20 protein-coding genes are annotated in these 19,716 nt (G+C 47.1%); 3 read left to right on the top strand and 17 right to left on the bottom strand.

The genetic code is table 11. The features are described from left to right. The first annotated feature begins 26 nt into the window (after positions 1-26). Positions 27-122: a stressosome-associated protein Prli42 gene (prli42, locus tag J7E26_RS11180; RefSeq protein ID WP_214798706.1), complete on the top strand. Its 96-nt coding sequence runs from the start codon at positions 27-29 to the stop codon at positions 120-122. Between the two features lie 13 nt (positions 123-135). Here prli42 and J7E26_RS11175 read toward each other — a convergent pair whose 3' ends face one another. The 6 genes from J7E26_RS11175 to brxB form a co-directional block, all read right to left on the bottom strand. Further along, positions 136-666, bottom strand: a complete 531-nt coding sequence (locus J7E26_RS11175; RefSeq protein ID WP_214798703.1) for a L,D-transpeptidase — start codon at positions 664-666, stop codon at positions 136-138. A 51-nt stretch (positions 667-717) separates the two neighbouring features. After that, positions 718-1,686, bottom strand: a complete 969-nt coding sequence (locus J7E26_RS11170; RefSeq protein ID WP_214798700.1) for an aromatic acid exporter family protein — start codon at positions 1,684-1,686, stop codon at positions 718-720. A gap of 77 nt (positions 1,687-1,763) precedes the next feature. Continuing rightward, the gene (gene artM / locus J7E26_RS11165) at positions 1,764-2,486 is read right to left on the bottom strand and encodes an arginine ABC transporter ATP-binding protein ArtM (protein ID WP_214798697.1); all 723 of its coding nucleotides are present in this window, start codon (positions 2,484-2,486) and stop codon (positions 1,764-1,766) included. After that, on the bottom strand, positions 2,479-3,138 hold the full coding sequence (gene artQ / locus J7E26_RS11160) for an arginine ABC transporter permease ArtQ (protein ID WP_214798694.1): 660 nt from the start codon (positions 3,136-3,138) through the stop codon (positions 2,479-2,481). Before artQ ends, artM begins: the two co-directional genes overlap by 8 nt. Positions 3,139-3,199: 61 nt before the next feature. Next, positions 3,200-3,967, bottom strand: a complete 768-nt coding sequence (artP, locus tag J7E26_RS11155; protein ID WP_214798690.1) for an arginine ABC transporter substrate-binding protein ArtP — start codon at positions 3,965-3,967, stop codon at positions 3,200-3,202. A gap of 245 nt (positions 3,968-4,212) precedes the next feature. Next, the gene (brxB, locus tag J7E26_RS11150; protein ID WP_214798687.1) at positions 4,213-4,650 is read right to left on the bottom strand and encodes a BrxA/BrxB family bacilliredoxin; all 438 of its coding nucleotides are present in this window, start codon (positions 4,648-4,650) and stop codon (positions 4,213-4,215) included. Positions 4,651-4,829: 179 nt separating this feature from the next. On the opposite strand from brxB, the gene J7E26_RS11145 reads away from it, so the two are divergent. Next, complete coding sequence (locus tag J7E26_RS11145; RefSeq protein WP_214798684.1) at positions 4,830-5,735, top strand: YegS/Rv2252/BmrU family lipid kinase; 906 nt, start codon at positions 4,830-4,832, stop codon at positions 5,733-5,735. Between the two features lie 39 nt (positions 5,736-5,774). On the opposite strand, the gene J7E26_RS11140 is transcribed toward J7E26_RS11145, so the two are convergent. The 8 genes from J7E26_RS11140 to J7E26_RS11105 form a co-directional block, all read right to left on the bottom strand. Continuing rightward, positions 5,775-7,034: a dihydrolipoamide acetyltransferase family protein gene (locus J7E26_RS11140; protein ID WP_214798681.1), complete on the bottom strand. Its 1,260-nt coding sequence runs from the start codon at positions 7,032-7,034 to the stop codon at positions 5,775-5,777. Positions 7,035-7,055: 21 nt separating this feature from the next. Next, positions 7,056-8,039, bottom strand: coding sequence for an alpha-ketoacid dehydrogenase subunit beta (bfmBAB, locus tag J7E26_RS11135; protein ID WP_214798678.1), 984 nt, complete (start codon positions 8,037-8,039; stop codon positions 7,056-7,058). A gap of 12 nt (positions 8,040-8,051) precedes the next feature. Next, positions 8,052-9,044 (bottom strand): thiamine pyrophosphate-dependent dehydrogenase E1 component subunit alpha, encoded by a 993-nt coding sequence (locus tag J7E26_RS11130; protein WP_214798675.1) that lies wholly within the window; start codon positions 9,042-9,044, stop codon positions 8,052-8,054. A 21-nt stretch (positions 9,045-9,065) separates the two neighbouring features. Next, the gene (lpdA, locus tag J7E26_RS11125; RefSeq protein ID WP_214798672.1) at positions 9,066-10,487 is read right to left on the bottom strand and encodes a dihydrolipoyl dehydrogenase; all 1,422 of its coding nucleotides are present in this window, start codon (positions 10,485-10,487) and stop codon (positions 9,066-9,068) included. After that, a complete protein-coding gene (gene buk, locus J7E26_RS11120; protein WP_251034461.1) occupies positions 10,477-11,586 on the bottom strand; it encodes a butyrate kinase in 1,110 nt (369 codons plus the stop codon). Before buk ends, lpdA begins: the two co-directional genes overlap by 11 nt. Before the next feature lie 22 nt (positions 11,587-11,608). After that, positions 11,609-12,703 (bottom strand): Leu/Phe/Val dehydrogenase, encoded by a 1,095-nt coding sequence (gene bcd, locus J7E26_RS11115; protein WP_214798666.1) that lies wholly within the window; start codon positions 12,701-12,703, stop codon positions 11,609-11,611. Positions 12,704-12,714: 11 nt separating this feature from the next. Beyond that, entirely contained in the window at positions 12,715-13,608 is an 894-nt protein-coding gene (yqiS, locus tag J7E26_RS11110) for a phosphate butyryltransferase (protein WP_214798663.1), read from the bottom strand. A 123-nt stretch (positions 13,609-13,731) separates the two neighbouring features. Continuing rightward, positions 13,732-15,801, bottom strand: coding sequence for a sigma 54-interacting transcriptional regulator (locus J7E26_RS11105; protein ID WP_214798660.1), 2,070 nt, complete (start codon positions 15,799-15,801; stop codon positions 13,732-13,734). Positions 15,802-15,955: 154 nt separating this feature from the next. Here J7E26_RS11105 and J7E26_RS11100 point away from each other — a divergent pair, with 154 nt between their 5' ends. Further along, positions 15,956-16,198 carry a DUF2627 domain-containing protein gene (locus J7E26_RS11100; RefSeq protein WP_214798658.1) on the top strand — a complete coding sequence of 81 codons (243 nt, stop codon included), beginning with the start codon at positions 15,956-15,958 and terminating at the stop codon, positions 16,196-16,198. Positions 16,199-16,223: 25 nt separating this feature from the next. Here J7E26_RS11100 and prpB read toward each other — a convergent pair whose 3' ends face one another. The 3 genes from prpB to mmgD are packed head-to-tail and all read right to left on the bottom strand — an operon-like array spanning position 16,224 to position 19,700. After that, a complete protein-coding gene (gene prpB / locus J7E26_RS11095) occupies positions 16,224-17,129 on the bottom strand; it encodes a methylisocitrate lyase (protein WP_214798655.1) in 906 nt (301 codons plus the stop codon). An 18-nt stretch (positions 17,130-17,147) separates the two neighbouring features. Continuing rightward, on the bottom strand, positions 17,148-18,572 hold the full coding sequence (locus J7E26_RS11090; protein ID WP_214798652.1) for a bifunctional 2-methylcitrate dehydratase/aconitate hydratase: 1,425 nt from the start codon (positions 18,570-18,572) through the stop codon (positions 17,148-17,150). Between the two features lie 30 nt (positions 18,573-18,602). After that, complete coding sequence (mmgD, locus tag J7E26_RS11085; protein ID WP_214798648.1) at positions 18,603-19,700, bottom strand: citrate synthase; 1,098 nt, start codon at positions 19,698-19,700, stop codon at positions 18,603-18,605. Positions 19,701-19,716 lie beyond the last annotated feature (16 nt).

Here is a 19,716-nt window from a genome sequence, read left to right as displayed (position 1 = left end):
AGACAGTAAAGATAAGGAGTGAAACGATGTCCCAGAAATTCATAAAAAGCGCAGTCATCGTCATTTTGAGCGTATTTATACTGTCAACAGTCCTCTCAGGCATCATTATGTATTTGCAATAAAAAAGCAGGCACCTCATTGAACGGGTATTTCCTGCTTTTTTATGAGGGCATTCCGCTCTTTTGCAATGTCCTCAAATGAACGGCTGCCTTTCGTAATGAATACCTTTGTTCCGGCAGGGATGATTTGAAATACGTGAATGACATCCCGGTTCCTCATGCGTATGCATCCGTTTGATACAAACCCGCCGATCAGCTCTTCTCTGTTCGTCCCGTGAATTCCGTACATTCTTCCGTCAGTTCCTTTGGCGTCAAAGCCGATCCACCGGACTCCGAGCGGGTTTTCAGGCGCTCCGCCCTTTACGTTTTTCTTTCGGTAAAACGGATTAACAGCTTTGACCGTAACCGTAAACTCACCCTCCGGCGTCAAATCATCTGTTTTCCCCGTCGCCACCTGATAAATACCTTCTATCTTATTGTCTTTCACAACGGCCAGTGCGTTGGTTGTTTTATTGACGATGATATAAGGGTCACCCGGCAATGGATTTGCGCCAAGCGGCCAGAGCGGGGACAGCAATAAGGCAATTGAGCATAAAAAAAATCGCATGAGCTCCTCCTTTTTTCATTAGAATGACCAATGAAGGAGGAGCTCATGCGATTATCCAAGTGTTTTTTGCAGCCTAATGCCTTTAAAATAACTTTTAATGACCAAGTATTGTTCCATCTCACCGAGCAGGTGGAACAATGCCGCCCGTGCTTCAAACTCCTCGCGTGTTGCCGGAAGCGGCATTTCTTCAAATTCCATTCTCATTTCAGCAAGTCTTTTTAAAAATTTATGGGCCGTATTCCCCGGGTGAATGGCTTCCCTTAATTCGTGAATGAAATGGGCGATCATTTTTCCCTGTTCTACGGTCATTGAAATAGATGTAATCTTCGGCAGCAGCCTCTCAATGATTTCAAATTGCTTCTGTCTCATTTTAAAATAATGATAGTAAAGATTTTCGTGGCGCATGATATGGTTTTGCACGTCACGATAGGCCAAGTTTTTCGCCTCTTGAATCAATTGGTGCGTTTCCGGTATTTCCTTCCCGGTCCAATCTTGCTCACCAGTTAACAAATAACGCTCGATTTCGGCAAAGATGACAGCGAAGTTATCCTCGATTTTTTTTCGGTACGCAGCGAGTTTTCTATCCAGGCTGGGCATATACAGGTTCATTAAAAGCGCTACGCCGATGCCGACCGTGATTAACTGAAACTCATTCCAGATAAACGACATCGTAATGCCTCCGGACATATATAAATGAAGAATAATAACTGAGCTGGTGACGATTCCTTCGTTAATTTTTAAGACGACGGTAGTCGGAATGAACAGCACCAGCAATACTCCGATCACAAACGGTTGATACCCGATCAGTCCAAAAAAGACATAAGAAAAGACGATCGCCAATAAACATGCGGCAAATCGGGCCCATGATGCTTGAAGTGATCGCTTTTGCGTAATTTGTATGCACAAGATGGTGATAATGCCTGCGGATGCGAAGTTTTGCAAATGCAGCTGCTGGGCTAAATAAATGGCCAATGCCGTTCCAAGTGCCGTCTTCAGTGTGCGATAACCAATTTTAAACATTGCTGACTCCATTCTGTTGTTTCTTTCTCAATAAAAAAGAAGAAGATATAACCTTCTTCTTTTCTCACAGTTTTATTTTATAATATTTTTTCTAAAAAGTCCTGTGCTCTTTTCGACTCCGGAGAAAGAAAAAATTCCTTTGGCGGTCCGTCTTCAACTATTGTTCCCTCGTCCATAAATAATACGCGGTCGGCCACTTCTTTGGCAAAACCCATTTCATGCGTAACGATGACCATGGTCATGCCCGTTTCAACAAGCTCTTTCATAACCTCAAGCACTTCTTTTACCATTTCCGGATCAAGGGCTGAGGTCGGTTCATCAAACAGCATGATGTCAGGGTTCATAGCAAGAGCCCGCGCAATGGCGACACGCTGCTTTTGGCCTCCTGACAAACGGTTCGGATAGTCGTTTCGTTTCTCAAGCAGTCCGACTTTTTCAAGGAGCGCGCAAGCCTTTTCCTCCGCTTCTTTTTTTGAAACCTTCTTCACGTTTACAGGCGCGTACATGATATTTTCCAGTACCGTTTTATGGGGAAACAGGTGGAAATGCTGAAAGACCATTCCGATATTTTCCCGCACCTTCAGTGTATTCGTTTTAGCAGCCGTAATTTCTTTTTCTTTAATCGTAATTGTTCCGCCGCTTGGTTTTTCCAACAGGTTTAAACAGCGCAGAAATGTTGATTTCCCTGAACCTGAAGGCCCGATTACCGCTACGACTTCCCCCTCGCCTATCTGTGTCGAGATATTTTTTAACACTTCATGTTTTCCAAATGATTTTGACAGCTTGTCAACTTTAATCATTGGCTTTCAGCTTCCTTTCTACGCCTTTGCCGATAAACGCTAAAATCAGCACGAGCACATAATAGATTAAACCGGCCGCGATGAGGGGCTCCAAATAGTTGTATGTCGCCGCTCCCGCCTGATAAGCCCGTCTCATAATGTCGCCGAGACCGATGACTGTGACGATCGCCGATTCTTTCGTCAATGTGATTAATTCATTAATGATTGCCGGTGAAATATTTTTAAACGCCTGAGGCAGCAGCAAATCTTTCATCATTTTTCCGTACGGCACGCCAAGGGCGACAGCCGCCTCTTTTTGGCCTTTGTCAATCGCGTTAATTCCGGCCCTGATAATTTCAGAGACGTAAGCGGCAGAATTGAGCGATAATGCCGTGACCGCCGCCCAAAATTGATCAATCTGAAAACCGAGCAGCTGAGGCATTCCGAAATAAATGATCATCAGCTGCAGCACGAGCGGCGTGCCGCGGAATATTGAAGTATAAAAGTCCGCAATCCATTTAAGCGGACTGAATGTGCTGATTTTAAATAAGCTGAGCACAATTCCTAATATAAGGCCGATCACTGCTGAGACGAGCACAATTTTCAATGTAATCGCGAGGCCTTCTAATATAAAAGGAATTTGGGGTATTGTCGCTGAGAAATCCAAATTCATACGCTTTATCTCCTTTATATTCATTCACGATAAAAAGCTCAACGAAAAGTTGAGCTTTCTTTTATTTCTCGTTGCTGAACCATTTTTTCTTCAGTTTTTCAATGTCTCCGTTTTTCTCCATTTCTTTGAGCGCTTTGTTAAATTTCGCTGTTACATCGCTGTCTTTGCGGAACGCAATCGCGGAGCCGGATTCGTCTGATTTTGCATCCTCGGCCGTAAAGCCCTGCAAATCGTTATTTGAGCTGAAATAACCTTGCGCTACGATGTCTTCAATAATCGCGGCATCAAAACGCCCGGATTTGATTTCCTCGGTTAGGTCTGAAATGCGGTTGCGGTCTTCAAGCTGAAATCCGTATTTAGAAGAAAGCTGTTTTCCTTTTTCCTCTTGAATGGAACCGAGCTGAACGCCGACGGTTTTGCCTTTTAAATCTTTCAGGGATTTGATGCTGCTTCCCTTCTTCGTAACGATCATATTATTAGCGGTATAGTAAATATCAGAAAAATCAACTTGTTTTTTTCGTTCCGGTGTAGGTGTCATTCCTGATAAAATCATGTCAACCTGCTTTGATTTCAGTGCAGTAATCAAACTGTTAAAGTCCATATCCTGCACTTCAACTTCATACCCTGTCTTTTTGCCCAAAGCTTTTGCCAAATCAACGTCAAATCCGACGATTTTATCTCCATCTTTATATTCAAACGGTTTATAATCAGCCGATGTACCCATAATCAGTTTTTTCTTTCCGTCTCCTGAGTCCGAATTGCCCGATCCGCAGGCCGACAGCGCAAAAGTGATACATGCGGAAATCAATACCAACAGCCATTTTTTCATGATCATTTTCCCCCATATCTTTTTCTCTCGTAAACTTGAATATTTATTCGTTAATTTGTATTTTAAACACTTTTTAATTGTTATGCAATACTATTTTTAAAAAATATCTACCCCTTTCTATATTTATTATTGCAATAGATTTAAAAATAGATTACTGTCGGGTGCAACGTGAATGAACATTAATATTTATGCATTCTTAACGCAAAAAAAACCCCTCAGCTCCAGGCTTCGGGGTTCGTGTTTCTTTATACTTCTTCACAATATTCTTCAAATGCTTCTTGCAGTTTTGTCACAACAGCCATCGGTTCGTGTCCTTCAATTTCATGACGTTCGACCATTTTCATAATTTTTCCGTCTTTTAGAACAGCAAATGACGGAGAAGACGGCGGGTAGCCTTCAAAGTATTCTCTCGCTTTCGCTGTCGCCTCTTTATCCTGTCCGGCAAATACCGTGACGAGCTGATCCGGGCGTTTATCGTAATGAACGGAATGGTATGCCGCAGGTCTTGCAATTCCGCCTGCGCATCCGCACACTGAATTGACCATGACAAGCGTCGTTCCTTTTTTCGAAAGCGCTGCGTCCACTTCCTCAGCTGTTTTCAGCTCCGTATAACCGGCCGCCGTAATTTCCTGACGGGCTTGACGCACAACATCATTCATAAACAAATTAAAATCCATATTCAAGTAGGACCTCTCCTTTTTCGTCATCTCTTCTTATGATAGCAAGGAACCTGCCGAATCGGCAAATCACACCGCTTCATTTGCCATTGTTTTTCTCACTTTTATGTTTCGGATAACAGTTTATGACCATTCAAAAACGGGAAACGTGATAAAGAGATTGACTGAGACAAAGGAGCAGTTGTATGAGCCAACGGAAAGCTGTTTTAATCTATAACGGAAACGCAGGTCAAAAACAGATAGAAAAAACACTCGGCACGGTCGTTCCCATATTAGCCCAATCAGTTGATGAGCTTCTGATTAAACCGACTAAACATCCGAATGACGCCCGGCAGTTTTGTGAGGACCTTGACAGCTCGGTCGATGTATTATTCATCCTGGGCGGTGACGGAACCGTTCACCAATGCATCAACAGCATCAGCACGCTTAATCACAAGCCGGCTGTCGGCATTTTGCCGGGGGGAACGTGTAATGATTTTTCTAGAGCGCTCGGCATACCACAAAACCTTCAAAAGGCCGCTGAAGCGCTCGTATCCGGAAAAAGGCGGAATATTGATGTCTGTAAAACGGATGACGGCTTTTTCCTGAATTTTTGGGGTATCGGGCTGATCACCGAAGCCTCCAGCCATATCAACGAAACAGAAAAAGCGCTTTTCGGTAAAATCAGCTACTTGACAAGCGCGTTGAGGACGATGACAAACTCGAACACGTTTTCCGTCAGGCTGACGATAGATGGAAAAGTGAAAGAGGACGAGGCCGTCATGCTGCTTGTAATGAACGGGCATTATATCGGCACAAACCGGGTTCCCTTGCCTGATGCAAACCTTCAGGACGGCTTGGCTGATATCTTAATCTGCCGCAATACAAGCCTTTCCGCTTTACGGGAGCTGATGACAATGGAGCAGGGCTCATTTGATGATTTCTCAGGAGAGCTGTCCTATATTCAAGCCTCGCGGGTTGAGATCGAAACCGGGCGCGAGATGCATGCGGATACGGACGGTGAGGTGTACGGAAAATCGCCTTGCACGATCGAGGTGCTGAAACAGCATATATGCATGCTTGTTCCGGAAGAAAATACAGAATTGAAATAAAAGAATCTCCTTTTACCGCCGGGGCAAAAGGAGATTTTTTTAGTATATTGATGTTTTTTCATCGATATTTTCTAAAATTTGTTTCACGCGTCCGAGGAAACGGCCGCAAATGAGTCCGTCGAGCACTCTGTGGTCTAAGGACAGGCAAAGATTAACCATATCGCGCACAGCAATCATCCCGTTATTCATGACAACCGGACGCTTGACGATTGATTCCACCTGAAGGATCGCGGCCTGCGGATGATTGATGATGCCCATTGACTGAACGGAGCCGAATGATCCCGTATTATTGACGGTAAATGTACCGCCCTGCATGTCTTCGGCCGTGAGTTTTCCGTCTCTCACTTTTTTCGCGAGATCTGTTATCTCTCTGGCAATGCCTTTAATTGTTTTCTCATCAGCCCGCTTAATGACCGGGACAAACAGAGAATCTTCTGTAGCGACGGCAATGGAGATATTGATATCTTTCTTTTGAATGATTTTGTCTCCGGCCCACATGCTGTTCATCTGCGGGAACTCTTTCAAAGCCTGCGCTACCGCTTTTACAAAGAAAGCGAAGAACGTTAAATTGAAACCCTCTGTTTGTTTAAATGTATCCTTTATGCTGTTTCGGTACGCCGTCATGTTTGTGACGTCGACTTCCATCATCGTCCAGGCGTGAGGAATTTCTGTTTTGCTTTTGTGCATATTGGATGCGATGGCTTTTCTGACGCCTGTCACCGGAATTTCAATATCTCCGGCTGCCGGTACAGGGGATTGCACTTGCTTTTGCTCTTGCTTCGGTTCTTTCGGCTGCTGAACAGAGGCTGCCGGCGCTTCTGTTTTTTGCGGCATTCCTGAATCAATGATCCGCTGAATATCTTTTCTTGTGATTCTTCCGCCGGCTCCCGTTCCTTCAACTTGTTCAAGCCGGATGCCGTGTTCTCCCGCTAATCTGAGGACTGCCGGCGAATAACGCGCTTTATTTGATGTTCCACCGCCTGAGAACTGCGGCGCGGCTTCAGCAGATGTTTTCTGCTCAGCTTCGCTCTGTTTCGGCGCCTCTGCCGTTTGCGCTTCTTCTGTTTCAATTTTGCAGATAACCTCTCCGACTGCAAGAGTTTGGCCTTCTTCTCCTACAAGCTCGGTAATCGTGCCGGAAAAAGAGGAAGGCACCTCTGCATTTACTTTATCTGTCATGACCTCTGCGATCGGGTCATATTTATTCACTTGATCTCCGGGAGAAACCAGCCATTTGCTGATCGTCCCCTCCGTTACGCTCTCTCCAAGCTGCGGCATCGCCATTTGTTCGATCGCCATGTCAAAAACCTCCTTACGTCTTTAAAACTCCGCTAATTCTCTCATTGCGGCTTCTGCTTTGTCAGGATTCATCATAAAGTATTTTTCCATCGTCGGCGCATATGGCATTGCCGGAACATCAAAACCTGCCAGCCGCTTGATCGGCGCGTCTAAATCAAATAGGCAGTTTTCAGAAATAATGGCCGCGACTTCACTCATGATGCTGCCTTCTTTTGTATCCTCTGTGATTAAGAGCACTTTTCCGGTTTTAGACGCCGCTTCGATGATGGCCTCTTTATCTAACGGATAAACTGTACGCAAGTCTAATACGTGCACAGAAATTCCGTCTTTTTCAAGCCGTTCGGCTGCCTGCAAAGCGAAATGGACACATAATCCGTACGTAATGACGGTAATATCGCTGCCTTCGCGTTTGACATCGGCTTTTCCGATTGGCAGGACATAATCCTCAGCCGGAACTTCTCCTTTAATAAGGCGGTATGCACGCTTATGCTCGAAAAACAGCACCGGATCGTCATCGCGGACCGCAGCCTTTAAAAGCCCTTTTGCGTCATAAGGAGTTGAAGGCATGACAATTTTAAGTCCTGGCTGATTGGCGAAAATAGCTTCTACTGATTGAGAATGATATAATGCGCCGTGAACGCCTCCGCCGTATGGCGCTCTGATCACTATCGGGCAGCTCCAATCATTGTTTGAGCGGTAGCGGATTTTCGCCGCTTCCGAAATGATCTGGTTGACCGCAGGGAGAATGAAATCTGCGAACTGCATCTCTGCAATCGGGCGCATACCGTACATCGCTGCGCCGATCCCGACACCTGCAATGGCTGACTCTGCAAGCGGCGTATCCATGACCCGCTCTTCACCGAACTGATCATAGAGGCCGGCAGTTGCTTTAAACACGCCGCCTTTTCTCCCAACGTCTTCTCCGAGCACAAAAACCCGTGAATCTCTTTCCATTTCTTCTTTCATTGCTGCATTAATACTGTCGATATAAGACATTACAGACATTCGTATTCCTCCCTACTTCGCATAAACGTGATCAAGCGTTGATTCAGGAGATGCATATGGTGCTTTCTCCGCTTCGTCTGTCGCTTCGTTTACGATGGCCATGATCTCATCAAGCATCGTTTTTTCTTCTTCTCCGCTGAGAAGCCCGATTTCTTGCAAGTATGCTTTGTATATGAGAAGCGGATCATGTTTTTTAGCTTCTTCTACTTCTTCACGTTCTCTGTAACTGCTGTCGTCGTCATCACTGGAATGCGGCGTCAGACGGTAGGAGATCGTTTCTATTAATGTCGGCCCTTCTCCTTTAGAAGCCCGTTCGCGCGCTTCTTTCACAACCTTATATACTTCAAGCAGATCATTTCCGTCAACGGTTACTCCCGGCATGCCGTAGCCCACTGCCCGGTCAGAAATATTCTCGCAGGCAACCTGTTTATCATATGGAACTGAAATGGCATATTTATTGTTTTCGCACATAAAGATCACCGGCAATTTATGCACGGCGGCAAAGTTTGCCCCTTCGTGAAAATCTCCCTGGTTGGAAGAGCCTTCTCCGAACGTAACAAATGCGGCGATATCCTTTTTGTCCATGCGTCCTGCAAGCGCAATGCCGACTGCGTGAGGCACTTGTGTCGTAACAGGCGATGAGCCCGTAACGATTCTGTTTTTCTTTTGTCCGAAGTGGCCCGGCATCTGTCTGCCTCCGGAGTTCGGGTCTGCCGCTTTCGCAAATCCGGACATCATTAAATCCTTGGCGGTCATGCCGAATGCAAGCACGACTCCCATATCTCTGTAGTACGGGAGCACGTAGTCGGTGTCACGGTTCAGCGCATAGGCTGCGCCTACCTGAGCGGCTTCTTGCCCCTGGCATGAAATGACGAACGGAATTTTCCCCGAACGGTTTAACAGCCACATTCTTTCATCGATTTTTCTGGCTAGCAGCATGGTTCTATACATATCAACGGCTTCTTCATCAGAAAGCCCTAATACTTGATGGCGGTTTGCAGTCATTCAAACCCCTCCTTCTTCCTTTTAAAAATGAATCGCGTTTCCGTCGGCGCTTAACGCCGCTTCTCCAATCGCCTCAGAAAGAGACGGGTGCGGGTGGATGGACTGCCCGATTTCCCACGGTGTAGCATCCAGCACCTTGGCGAGACCGGCTTCTGAGATCATATCGGTTACATGCGGACCGATCATATGAACTCCGAGAATATCGTCTGTGTTTCGGTCTGCGACGATTTTGACAAAGCCGTCGCTTTCTCCGTAAACAAGCGCTTTCCCGATCGCCATGAATGGAAATTTGCCGATTTTGAGCTCGTGCCCTTTCGCAGCGGCCTCCTCTTCTGTCAGGCCGACACTCGCCGCTTCGGGATTTGAATAAATACATTTCGGCACAAGCGCAGCATCCAGCGGAGCGGGATTGAGGCCTGCCATATGCTCAACGGCGATGATGCCTTCGCGGGAGGCGACATGGGCAAGCTGGAGGCCGCCGATGACGTCCCCAATCGCATAAATGTGCGATTCCTTTGTTTGGCCCGCTTCGTTTACCGTAATGGCGCCGTTTTCAACTGCAATTTCGGTGTTTTCAAGGCCGATCCCTTCAATGTTCGGCTGACGGCCGATGGAGACGAGCATTTTTTCAGCATGATAGGCAACGGCTTTTCCGTCCTTTTCCGCTTCGATTTTGACGCCGTCCGTTTTATCTAATGTATCCGGCAGCACTTTAGCCCCCGTTACGATTGTAATTCCTTTTTTCGTCAGAAGGTTTTTCATTTCATTCGAAATATCCCGGTCTTCTGTCGGCAATATCCGGTCTGCATATTCAATGACCGTGATATCTACGCCGAAGTCATGCAGCATGGACGCCCATTCAATGCCGATTACTCCGCCGCCGACGATGATCATGGATCGAGGCAGCTGCTCCAGCTCCAGCGCTTCGTCTGACGTCAAAATATATTCTCCGTCGGCTTCTACACCAGAAAGCATTTTCGGCCTTGAACCGGTGGCGATAATTAATTGCTTCGGTATCAGCATGTCATTTTCTTCGCCGTTCGTGTATTCTACAGAAATCGTACCCGGAAGAGGTGAAAAGATAGAAGGGCCGAGCATACGCCCATACCCGTTGTATACATCGATCTTTCCCTTTTTCATAAGGTGGGCGACACCGCCTGCTAATTTATCAACGATTCCCTGCTTTCGTTTTTGCACGCTGTCAAAACGAAGGGAGACACCTTCCGTTTCAATGCCGAATTGCGCGGCTTCCTTTGCAGTTCGATACACCTCTGCGCTTCTTAACAGCGCTTTGCTCGGAATACAGCCTTTATGAAGGCAAGTTCCGCCGAGTTTTTCCTTTTCCACTACGGCTGTTTTTAAGCCGAGCTGAGCCGCTCTGATGGCAGCAACATAACCGCCCGTGCCGCCGCCCAGAATGACCACATCATATTCAGTCGCCATTTGTTTTCACTCCTTCGCTGATCTGATATTGTTTTGACTTCTCCTCGCCGAGCAGCACTCTGAGTGCTCCTTGCGCCAGCGATTGCAGTTCATTTTCTCCCGGATAAACGAATACATCCGAAATCCAATCTATGTACGATCTGATAGCGGAAACGAAGCTTTTTCCGTAAGCTAATCCGCCTGTCAGGACGATAATGTCGACTTTTCCTTTTAATACGGCGCTTGCCGCCCCGATTTCTTTTGCTACTTGATAAGCCATGGCGTCATAAATGAGCCGGGCATTTTCATCTCCCGCTTGAATGAGATGTTCCACTTTCACCGCATCCGTTGTGCCGAGATAACCGGAGAGTCCCCCTGTACCGACAAGCTTCTTCATCATATCCGCTTTTGTATACTTGCCGGAAAAACACATTTCCACCAAATCTCCCGCCGGAACGGTTCCGGCTCTTTCCGGGCTGAACGGGCCTTCTCCGTGAAGCCCGTTATTAACATCCGCCACCCGGCCGCAGTCATGGACACCGACTGTGATGCCGCCGCCCATATGGGTGACAATCATCTTCATTTGTTCATACCGTTTGCCGAGAGACGCCGCCGCTTGACGGGCTACAGCCTTTTGGTTTAACGCATGGAAGATGCTTTTCCGCTTGATTTCGGGCATCCCTGACACTTTGGCGAGCGGCGACATTTCATCAACTACGACAGGATCGACAATATAGGCGGGAATATTTAAGCCGTCCGCTATTTCCCTGGCAATAATGCCGCCGAGATTTGATGCATGCTGACCGTTATATCCGGTTTTTAAATCGGATATCATGGCGTCATTCACCTCGTACGTGCCGCCTTCAATCGGTCGAAGCAGGCCGCCTCTTGCACAAACGGCATCAAACTTTGAAATGTTGATGCCCTGTTCGTGCAGAGACTCCAATATGCTTAATTTACGAAATTCATATTGATCAATAATGCTGTTATATTTCTTCAGCTCTTCCTCGGGATGTCGCAGCGTCTTTTCAAAAATACAGCGTTCATGGTGAAAGACGCCAATTTTCGTTGATGTTGAGCCTGGATTAAGAATGAGAATGCGTTTTTCCTGTTCGAACATTTTCACACCTCCAGATCAAGTCCTATCGCCTGCTTAATACACTTTGGCCGTTTTGAAGAAATTGGCTTCTTGAACGGCGCATGCGTTCAATTCGTTCTTCGGCTAACCGGTCAGCCGCTAAGTAAGTCGGAATACCGTCACGTGCAGAAATATCGAGCACCCGTTCAATATTTCCATAGATGCCTTCCACCTTTTTCAAAGCCCGCTCAGCATTATAGCCGTAAAGCTCGTCAGCTACATTTATCACGCCGCCGGCATTGATAACATAATCCGGCGCGTAAACGATTCCCATTTCATGAATCATATCGCCGTGGCGCGCTTCTTTCAGCTGGTTATTGGCGGCTCCGGCAATTACTTTTGCCTTCAGCTGCGTAATCGTGCTGTCATTAATGACGGCGCCGAGAGCACACGGGGCATAGATATCGCACTGCTGCGAGTAGATGTCGTCAGGATCAACCGCACGGGCGCCAAAGTCTTGAACGGCACGTTCAACTGACTGCTTATTGATGTCTGTAACGATTAGAGAAGCACCCTCTTCGTGAAGATGGCGGCAAAGATTATACGCCACATTTCCCACGCCCTGTACGGCAATCGTTTTTCCTTCTAAAGAATCCGTTCCAAACGCCGCCTTAGCAGCAGCTTTCATCCCTCTGTACACGCCGTAAGCGGTGACCGGAGAAGGGTTTCCTGATGAACCGAATGCCGGGGAAATCCCAGTTACATAGTCGGTTTCATCATGAATAATATCCATATCTTCAACAGTAGTGCCGACGTCTTCTGCTGTAATATATCTTCCGTTTAAGCCTTGAATATAGCGGCCGAATGCACGGAACATTTCTTCATTTTTATCTTTTCGGGGGTCGCCGATAATGACGGTTTTTCCGCCGCCTAAATTTAAACCGGCAGCGGCATTTTTGTATGTCATGCCTTTTGCAAGTCTCAGCGCATCTTCAATCGCCGCTTCTTCATTTTCATATGTCCACATTCTTGTTCCGCCGAGCGCCGGGCCAAGCGTCGTATCGTGAATCGCGATGATCGCTTTTAAACCTGACTGCTCATCTTGGCAGAATACCAGCTGTTCGTAATCGTATTTCTCCATATATTTAAAAATTTCCATGTTCGTTCCTCCTACTGTTCTTGTGATGCGCAAATGGCAAGCGCAATGGAATACAGTTTATTTTCTGCGGTATCCGCTCTGCTCGTTAATGCAATCGGCGCCTTCGCACCCGAGATGACGGCCGCGACGTTTGCCTTGGCAAAATAAATCATTGACTTATAAAGCATATTGCCAGCTTCAATTGACGGGACGAGCAAAATGTCTGCCTGGCCCGCTACACTTCCGGAAATATTTTTTTGCGCTGCCGCCGCTGCTGAGACGGCATTATCCAAAGCAAGCGGCCCATCCGCAACACAGCCGGTAATCTGCCCTCTGTTGCACATCTGGACGATCGCTGCCGCGTTCAGCGTTGCCTCCATTTTCGGATTAACAGTTTCAAGGGCGGCTAGAACTGCAACTTTTGGCATATGATTCCCTACTGAATGCGCAACATGAACGGCATTTTGCAGAATATGCCGCAAATCTTCAAGAGACGGGGCAATGTTCAGCGCTGAATCGGTGACATATATCAGTCTGTCATAGTCCGGCACCTCAAAAACTGCTACATGGGATAACACCCGTTTCGAACGGAGCCCTTCTTGACGGTTTAAAACCGATTTTAAAAGGGTCGAGCTCGGCAGATTCCCTTTCATCAGTATATCGGCTTCTTTTTCACGCACTGCGCGGACTGCTTTTGCCGCAGATTCTTCAGGTGAATCAGCATGTATGATCTCAGCATTGAACTTCGGCTCGTTTGCCAGAAGTTCTTTCAGCTTTTCACTGTCACCTGTCAGTAAAAATCGCGCCGACAGATGCTCTGCCGCCATTTTGACGGCCTGGATCACTTCTTTATCTGCTGCGTGGGCCACTGCTATCGTTTTCGCATTTTTTGCCGCAGCTTTTTCAATTAGGTCTTTCAGCTTCATTTTGTACCACCTTCCTTGTGCGAATCCGTTCTGTTCAGATGCAAGTTCTGTGCCATATGAGCAAGAGGCATTTTTCGGCTTCTCTTTTAAAAAACATGCAGCGGCTTGCGCTGTCCCTGCAATTTATTGCATGCCGTCATTTGCAAGACCGTACTTGTCCATTTTGTAGTACAGATTTCGAATGCTGACGCCGAGCGCCTTTGCCGTTTTTGTACGATTGTATTTATGCTTTTCAAGCGTTTTTTGAATTAAATGAGCTTCAAATTTTTCAACGGCCTGAGACAGCTTTTCTCCTTCTACATCAGGAAAATCACTTTGGCCGCCATTCTTTTCGTTTTGTTCCGTTTCAAAAACAGGCAAATGCTGCTGTTCAATCCGCTCCATATGCGGCTCCAGAAATATCATGGCCCGTCCGAGCACATTTTCCAGCTCACGCACGTTTCCCGGCCAGCGGTAGGCTGATAAGGCACGCAAAGCATTGGGGGTCAGCCCCTTCACATTGCGGCCGTAATCCTGATTGATTTTTTCAATAAGCCGGACGCTTAACGCTTCGATATCTTCTTTTCGCTGCCGAAGCGGCGGAATGGAGATCGGATAGCGGTTGATGCGGTAATACAGATCCTCACGAAATGTTCCGTCCGCCATCGCCTTTTCAATATTGACGTTTGTCGCTGCAATGATTCTGACATTTACAGAAATCGCTTTTGTGCCGCCGACTCTGATAATCTCTTTTTCCTGAAGCACCCTGAGCAGCTTCGCCTGCGTATTTTGCGTCAGCTCTCCTATCTCATCTAAGAATATGCTGCCGTTATTCGCTTCCTCAAAAAGCCCTTTTTTGCCTCCGCGCCTGGCACCCGTAAAAGCTCCTTCTTCGTAACCGAACAGCTCGGATTCTAGCAGGGATTCAGACAGCGCCGCACAATTAACGCGAATGAATTTATTGTATTTTCGGTCGCTTTCATTATGTATGGCGTGGGCAAACAGTTCTTTTCCGGTGCCGGATTCCCCCCGCAATAAAATCGTTGCCGGCGTTTTTGCGCCAAGCTTCGCCTGTTCAAGCGCAACCAGCATCTGTTCACTCGTGCCGATAATATCGTCGAACGTGTATTTTGCTTCCAGCGTCCGGATGATCTGCCGCGCCCGATTCAGTTCGGCAGTCAGTGTTTTAATCTCTGACACGTCATGAATGACCCCGACACTGCCTTTTAAAATGCCGTCCACAATCACAGGGGCAACATTGACGATGACGTCTTTTTTATTAGGGCCGACCTTCATTCTCACACCCCGAACGGGCCGCCTTGTCCCTAATACCTTTAAGTGCATGCTTTCCCCCTCGGAAATATCCGTGCCGGCGGGTTTGCCGATCACTTCACTTTCAGAAAGCCCGGTCATTTTCGTATATGCTTTATTAATTAACAGGCCTATGCCGTTTTCATCCACAACTGAAATGGCCTCGTCTGACGATTGAATAATCGCTTCCAGCATCGTACGGATTTCTTTTAAGTTTGTCACCTCTTCTGCAAGCTCGACCGCGTCTGTAATGTCTTTAAAAACGCATAACGCGCCGAGAAGCTTTCCGCCTACATCAATGATCGGCAGCCTTGTGGTGACAATCTGCAAGTGCTTTCCGAGAAGCTGCTTTTGATTGTATTCCGGTTCTCTCGTCTTTAAAATCCGCGGCAGCTTCGTATTCGCCACCACCTCTTTTATCGGGCGGCCGATGACGTCCTCCCGTTTTTTCCCGACCATTTTTTCCGCCATGTGATTAAATAAAATGATCGTTTCGTTGACGTCTATAAAAATCATTCCGTCATGTGTTGAATTAAAAATCCGGTCGTGCTTATAGGTTTGCGACTTCAGCATTTGAATGAGCTGCTGTTTTTCTTCCATCAGCTGAAATACCATGTACGCCAATTTTCCCGGCATAACAATGGTTTGTTCGCATTTTTCACGGAGCAGCTCGTCCATGACCGCTTTGTCGCCCGTTGTATGAATGATGATATCAATTTCCTTGGTTATGTAGGGTTTCCAATCTGATGAGGTTGCAATTCCGTATTTCTCGGCTTCTTTCAGCCCTTGCGCCTCCGAATCTTGATCAACAACAGCAATGATTTCAATCAGCTTTGTTTTCATCAAAATCTGTAAGAGCGCTGTGCCTCCTTTACCAGCACCTATAATCAGCACCTTCTGCATCCCGATACCCCTTTGTATGAAAGAATTTGCACACCTGTATTTTCCGTTGCAATAATTTGCACAACCCTTATGTTACCACGTTTTCTTCTCTTGACAAAATATTTTTTCAATTGGACAATAAAGGAAATATAAAAGATAAAGGGGTTTTCTGAATATGAGCCGGCTTGCTGCGCTTTTGATTTTAGTCATTCCCGGCGCTGTTTCCGCGCTTGGCATTAAACTGATGAGAGATGCTTTATTCGGACATACATTTGCTCCGTTTCCCTCACTTTTTCTTCAAGGTTCAGCCGGATTGGCGTTTTTTCTGTTCGGCATGTATATTTTGGCCGGATTTATTTTGTACAGAGACCGGAAACGCAATCAAGTAAGCCCCCGATTCAGGAAAAAAAAGCTGTAAAAAAGCCCTTGAAAAGAAGGGCTTTTTACTCATCCGGCAAAATCGTTTTGGCAATGGAATCATCCAGAGCTTCATAATCATGGTAAGCGATTGTTTCATATAATTCTTTTCGCGTCTGCATCTGTGACAGCCCCTCTTTTTGCGATCCTTCTTCCTTTATGAGACGAAATATCCGTTCAAAAGCCTTGGCTGCGGTTCTGAGAGACGTGACCGGATAAATGACCATCTGACAGCCCATCTCGGCAAATTCTTCTGCGCTGTAATACGGCGTTTTTCCGAATTCAGTCATATTTGCGAGGATCGGGGCGCCGAGCTGTTCGGCGAACTCTCTGAACTCACTTTCTGATTGGAGCGCTTCAGGGAAGATGGCGTCGGCGCCCGCTTTTATATATGCGGCGGCTCTTTTTAAAGCCCCCTCTATTCCTTCCTGCTGTCTGGCGTCTGTCCTTGCGACAACGACAAGCGTCGGCGCTGCCTGCTTGACGGCTTGGATTTTTTGCGCCATTTCTTCTATCGGCACGAGCTGTTTCCCGTTTAAATGCCCGCATTTTTTCGGCAGGCGCTGGTCCTCCATCTGTACGGCGGCCACACGCGCTTCGTACATTTCCCTCGCTGTGCGGGAGGCATTCAAAACACCGCCGAAGCCTGTGTCGATATCCACAAGGACGGGCAGGTCGGCTGAGCGGACTAAATCTTTTGCCCGCTCAGCCATTTCCGCCGATGTGACGATGCCTAAATCAGGAAGCCCTCTGCTGGCGGTGTACGCTGCTCCTGATAAATACAGCGCGGAAAATCCCGTTTTCTTGGCGATAAGAGCGGCCATCGCATCATGAGCGCCAGGTATCTGCAAAAGCTCCGGCGCTGTCATCAGAGTGCGGAACCGTTCTGCAAGCTCCTCTTGTGTTGATTGCCTGCTGACGATCCACGTCATGTTTGTAATCCTCCTTTTTTATACACAAAATAAATCCATAAATTCATTGACGGCCATCTGCTGAAGCCGGTCATGGTGTTTACAGGCTTCTTCTATCTTATACTGCTGCTTTGCTGAGAAGTGAGTGCCGATGTTAGCTGAAAACTTAGCGAGAATTTTCGGAACGGCTTCCTCCCGGCGGAACCGGTGCCCGAGCGGATATTCGCATTCTATCCGCTCCGTGCTTGTGCCGTCTTTAAAATGTACTTGTACGGCATTTGATATGGATCGCTTATCCGGCTTTAAGTAATCCTCAGAGTACACTTTATGCTCAGTCACCTCCATTTTGCCGCGCAATATATCAATTCGCGGATCTGACGCTGTTTCCTGTTCATAATGATCAGCTGTAATATCCCCGAAAATTAAACCGACCGCTGTAATATACTGCAAGCAATGATCTCGATCCGCCGGATTTTTAAGCGGCCCTTTTTTGTCAATGATCCGAATCGCTGATTCATGTGTCTGAATCGTAATCCGATCGATGTCCTCTATCCGGTCTTGCACTTCCGGATGGAGCAAAACCGCACATTCTGCCGCTGTTTGAGCATGGAATTCCGCAGGATAAGAAACTTTAAATAAGACATTCTCCATGACATAGGATTGAAGCGGGCGGGCAAGCTTTATTTCCTGGCCGTTAAATAAAACGTCTTGAAATCCCCAGCCCGGGGCGGTCAGAGCTGTCGGATATCCCATCTCTCCTTTTAAGGCCATAAGCGCCAAATAAACACCCCTGCTCGCTGCGTCACCGGCCGCCCATGATTTTCGCGAGCCGGTGTTCGGCGCATGCCGGTATGTTCTGAGACTTGAATTGTCAAGCCATGCGTGAGATACGGCGTTGTTGATTTCCTCTTTTGTACCGCCTAACAGTTTTGCGCAAACAGCGGCTGTTGCCACTTTGACAAACAAAACATGATCAAGCCCGACTCTGTTCAGGCTGTTTTCAAGGGCGAGCACACCTTGAATTTCGTGCGCTCTTATCATCGCATCCAGGACATTCCGCACTGTAAGCGGCTCTTTCCCCTCAGCAAGACGCACTCTTGATATATAATCAGCTGCAGCCAAAATTCCTCCGAGATTGTCAGACGGATGTCCCCATTCGGCTGCAAGCCACGTATCATTATAATCAAGCCAGCGATTGATACACCCGATATTAAAAGCCGCCAAGACAGGATCTAAGACAAACGGCGTGCCGGGGACTCTGCTTCCGTTCGGAACGGCTGTGCCGGGGACAATCGGTCCGAGCAGCTTCGTGCATTCCGGATAGCTGAGCGCCAGAATGCCGCAGCCAATCGTATCGAGCAGTACATGTCCGGCAGTAGTGAAAGCTTCTGAACTGTCAATCTCTTGATGAAGCACGTAATCTGAGATTTCTTCTATCACTGTATCCATTCGGGTTGCTGTCATTTTTCCTCTTCCTTTCTCTTGCATATCTGTTTACAGGCGCGCCCCGGTATAGCGGACACGCGGGCGGAAAAGCCGGTTGTTATCGTGCTGTTCCATAACGTGAGCGCATAAACCGACGGTCCTTGCGCTGAAGAAAATAGGCGTATACAGCGGAATCGGAATGCCGAGCATGTAATAGACGGGTGCGGCGTAGTAATCTAAATTCGGATAAAGACCTTTTTCCTCCAGCATGACCTTTTCACCGGCTTCACACATGTCATAAAGGCTGGCATCGCCGGAAAGATCGCACAGCTTTTTCAGCGCATCTTTCATCATAAGAGCTCTCGGGTCCATTTTTTTCATGTAGACACGGTGTCCGAAGCCCATGATTTTTTCTTTCTTTGCCAGCTTTTGAGCTAACAATTGTTCGAATCCGTCTCTATCCTTCGCTTCTTGAAGCATATACATGACTGCCTCGTTCGCTCCGCCGTGAAGATTTCCCTTCAGCGATGCGACAGCTCCCGTTAAAGCGCCGTATAAATCTGACTGAGTGGATGCAATGACGCGGGCGGCAAACGTTGAGTTGGGCAATTCATGCTCACTGTACAAGATGAGGGAACGGTCAAAAATATCCTCTTCAAGCGATGAAGGTATTTTTCCTGTAATCATGTATAAAAAATTTGCGCTGTATGATAACGACTCGACCGGCTCCAGAGGCTCCAGGCCGTTTATAATGCGGTAGCTGTTTACGGTCAAGTTCGGCATTTTCCCCAATAGCTCACAGATACGGTGCTGATTTTCAGAAGGCGAGCGGCCGTCAAGGTTTTTGTCAAAACCCCCTAGTGCAGAGAGTCCTGTTCTCAATCCGTCCATCGGGTGAGTATTTCGGGGCAGCAGCCGGCAGATCTGCAAGATTTCCTCAGGGATTCGCCCGCCGCGCTTAATATTTTCCTCAAGCGCTGCCTTTTCTTCTGAATTCGGAAGCCTGCCTGCCAGCAAGAGGTGGACAATGTCCATGTAGCTGTTCGTTTTAGAAAGTTCAATCAGATCATGGCCTTTGATTAAAATGTTTCCTTTTTGTGTATCGAGAAAAGAAATCTCCGTTTCCACTGCGATGACGCCTTCTAAACCGGGAGAATATGATTCCATGATTTCGCTCCTTTTC

Origin of the sequence: Bacillus sp. ISL-51 (genome assembly GCF_018613535.1) — a bacterium.
Classification (GTDB): Bacteria; Bacillota; Bacilli; order Bacillales; family Bacillaceae; genus Bacillus.
Note: the sequence above shows the minus strand (reverse complement) of the source record. Positions and strands in the feature narration are given on the sequence as shown.

Coding starts and splice junctions, on each gene's coding strand:
- prli42 (WP_214798706.1), top strand. CDS start 27: ATGTCCCAGAAATTCATAAAAAGCGCAGTCATCGTCATTTTGAGCGTA.
- J7E26_RS11175 (WP_214798703.1), bottom strand. CDS start 666: ATGCGATTTTTTTTATGCTCAATTGCCTTATTGCTGTCCCCGCTCTGG.
- J7E26_RS11170 (WP_214798700.1), bottom strand. CDS start 1,686: ATGTTTAAAATTGGTTATCGCACACTGAAGACGGCACTTGGAACGGCA.
- artM (WP_214798697.1), bottom strand. CDS start 2,486: ATGATTAAAGTTGACAAGCTGTCAAAATCATTTGGAAAACATGAAGTG.
- artQ (WP_214798694.1), bottom strand. CDS start 3,138: ATGAATTTGGATTTCTCAGCGACAATACCCCAAATTCCTTTTATATTA.
- artP (WP_214798690.1), bottom strand. CDS start 3,967: ATGAAAAAATGGCTGTTGGTATTGATTTCCGCATGTATCACTTTTGCG.
- J7E26_RS11145 (WP_214798684.1), top strand. CDS start 4,830: ATGAGCCAACGGAAAGCTGTTTTAATCTATAACGGAAACGCAGGTCAA.
- J7E26_RS11140 (WP_214798681.1), bottom strand. CDS start 7,034: ATGGCGATCGAACAAATGGCGATGCCGCAGCTTGGAGAGAGCGTAACG.
- bfmBAB (WP_214798678.1), bottom strand. CDS start 8,039: ATGTCTGTAATGTCTTATATCGACAGTATTAATGCAGCAATGAAAGAA.
- J7E26_RS11130 (WP_214798675.1), bottom strand. CDS start 9,044: ATGACTGCAAACCGCCATCAAGTATTAGGGCTTTCTGATGAAGAAGCC.
- lpdA (WP_214798672.1), bottom strand. CDS start 10,487: ATGGCGACTGAATATGATGTGGTCATTCTGGGCGGCGGCACGGGCGGT.
- buk (WP_251034461.1), bottom strand. CDS start 11,586: ATGTTCGAACAGGAAAAACGCATTCTCATTCTTAATCCAGGCTCAACA.
- bcd (WP_214798666.1), bottom strand. CDS start 12,703: ATGGAAATTTTTAAATATATGGAGAAATACGATTACGAACAGCTGGTA.
- yqiS (WP_214798663.1), bottom strand. CDS start 13,608: ATGAAGCTGAAAGACCTAATTGAAAAAGCTGCGGCAAAAAATGCGAAA.
- J7E26_RS11105 (WP_214798660.1), bottom strand. CDS start 15,801: ATGCAGAAGGTGCTGATTATAGGTGCTGGTAAAGGAGGCACAGCGCTC.
- J7E26_RS11100 (WP_214798658.1), top strand. CDS start 15,956: ATGAGCCGGCTTGCTGCGCTTTTGATTTTAGTCATTCCCGGCGCTGTT.
- prpB (WP_214798655.1), bottom strand. CDS start 17,129: ATGACGTGGATCGTCAGCAGGCAATCAACACAAGAGGAGCTTGCAGAA.
- J7E26_RS11090 (WP_214798652.1), bottom strand. CDS start 18,572: ATGACAGCAACCCGAATGGATACAGTGATAGAAGAAATCTCAGATTAC.
- mmgD (WP_214798648.1), bottom strand. CDS start 19,700: ATGGAATCATATTCTCCCGGTTTAGAAGGCGTCATCGCAGTGGAAACG.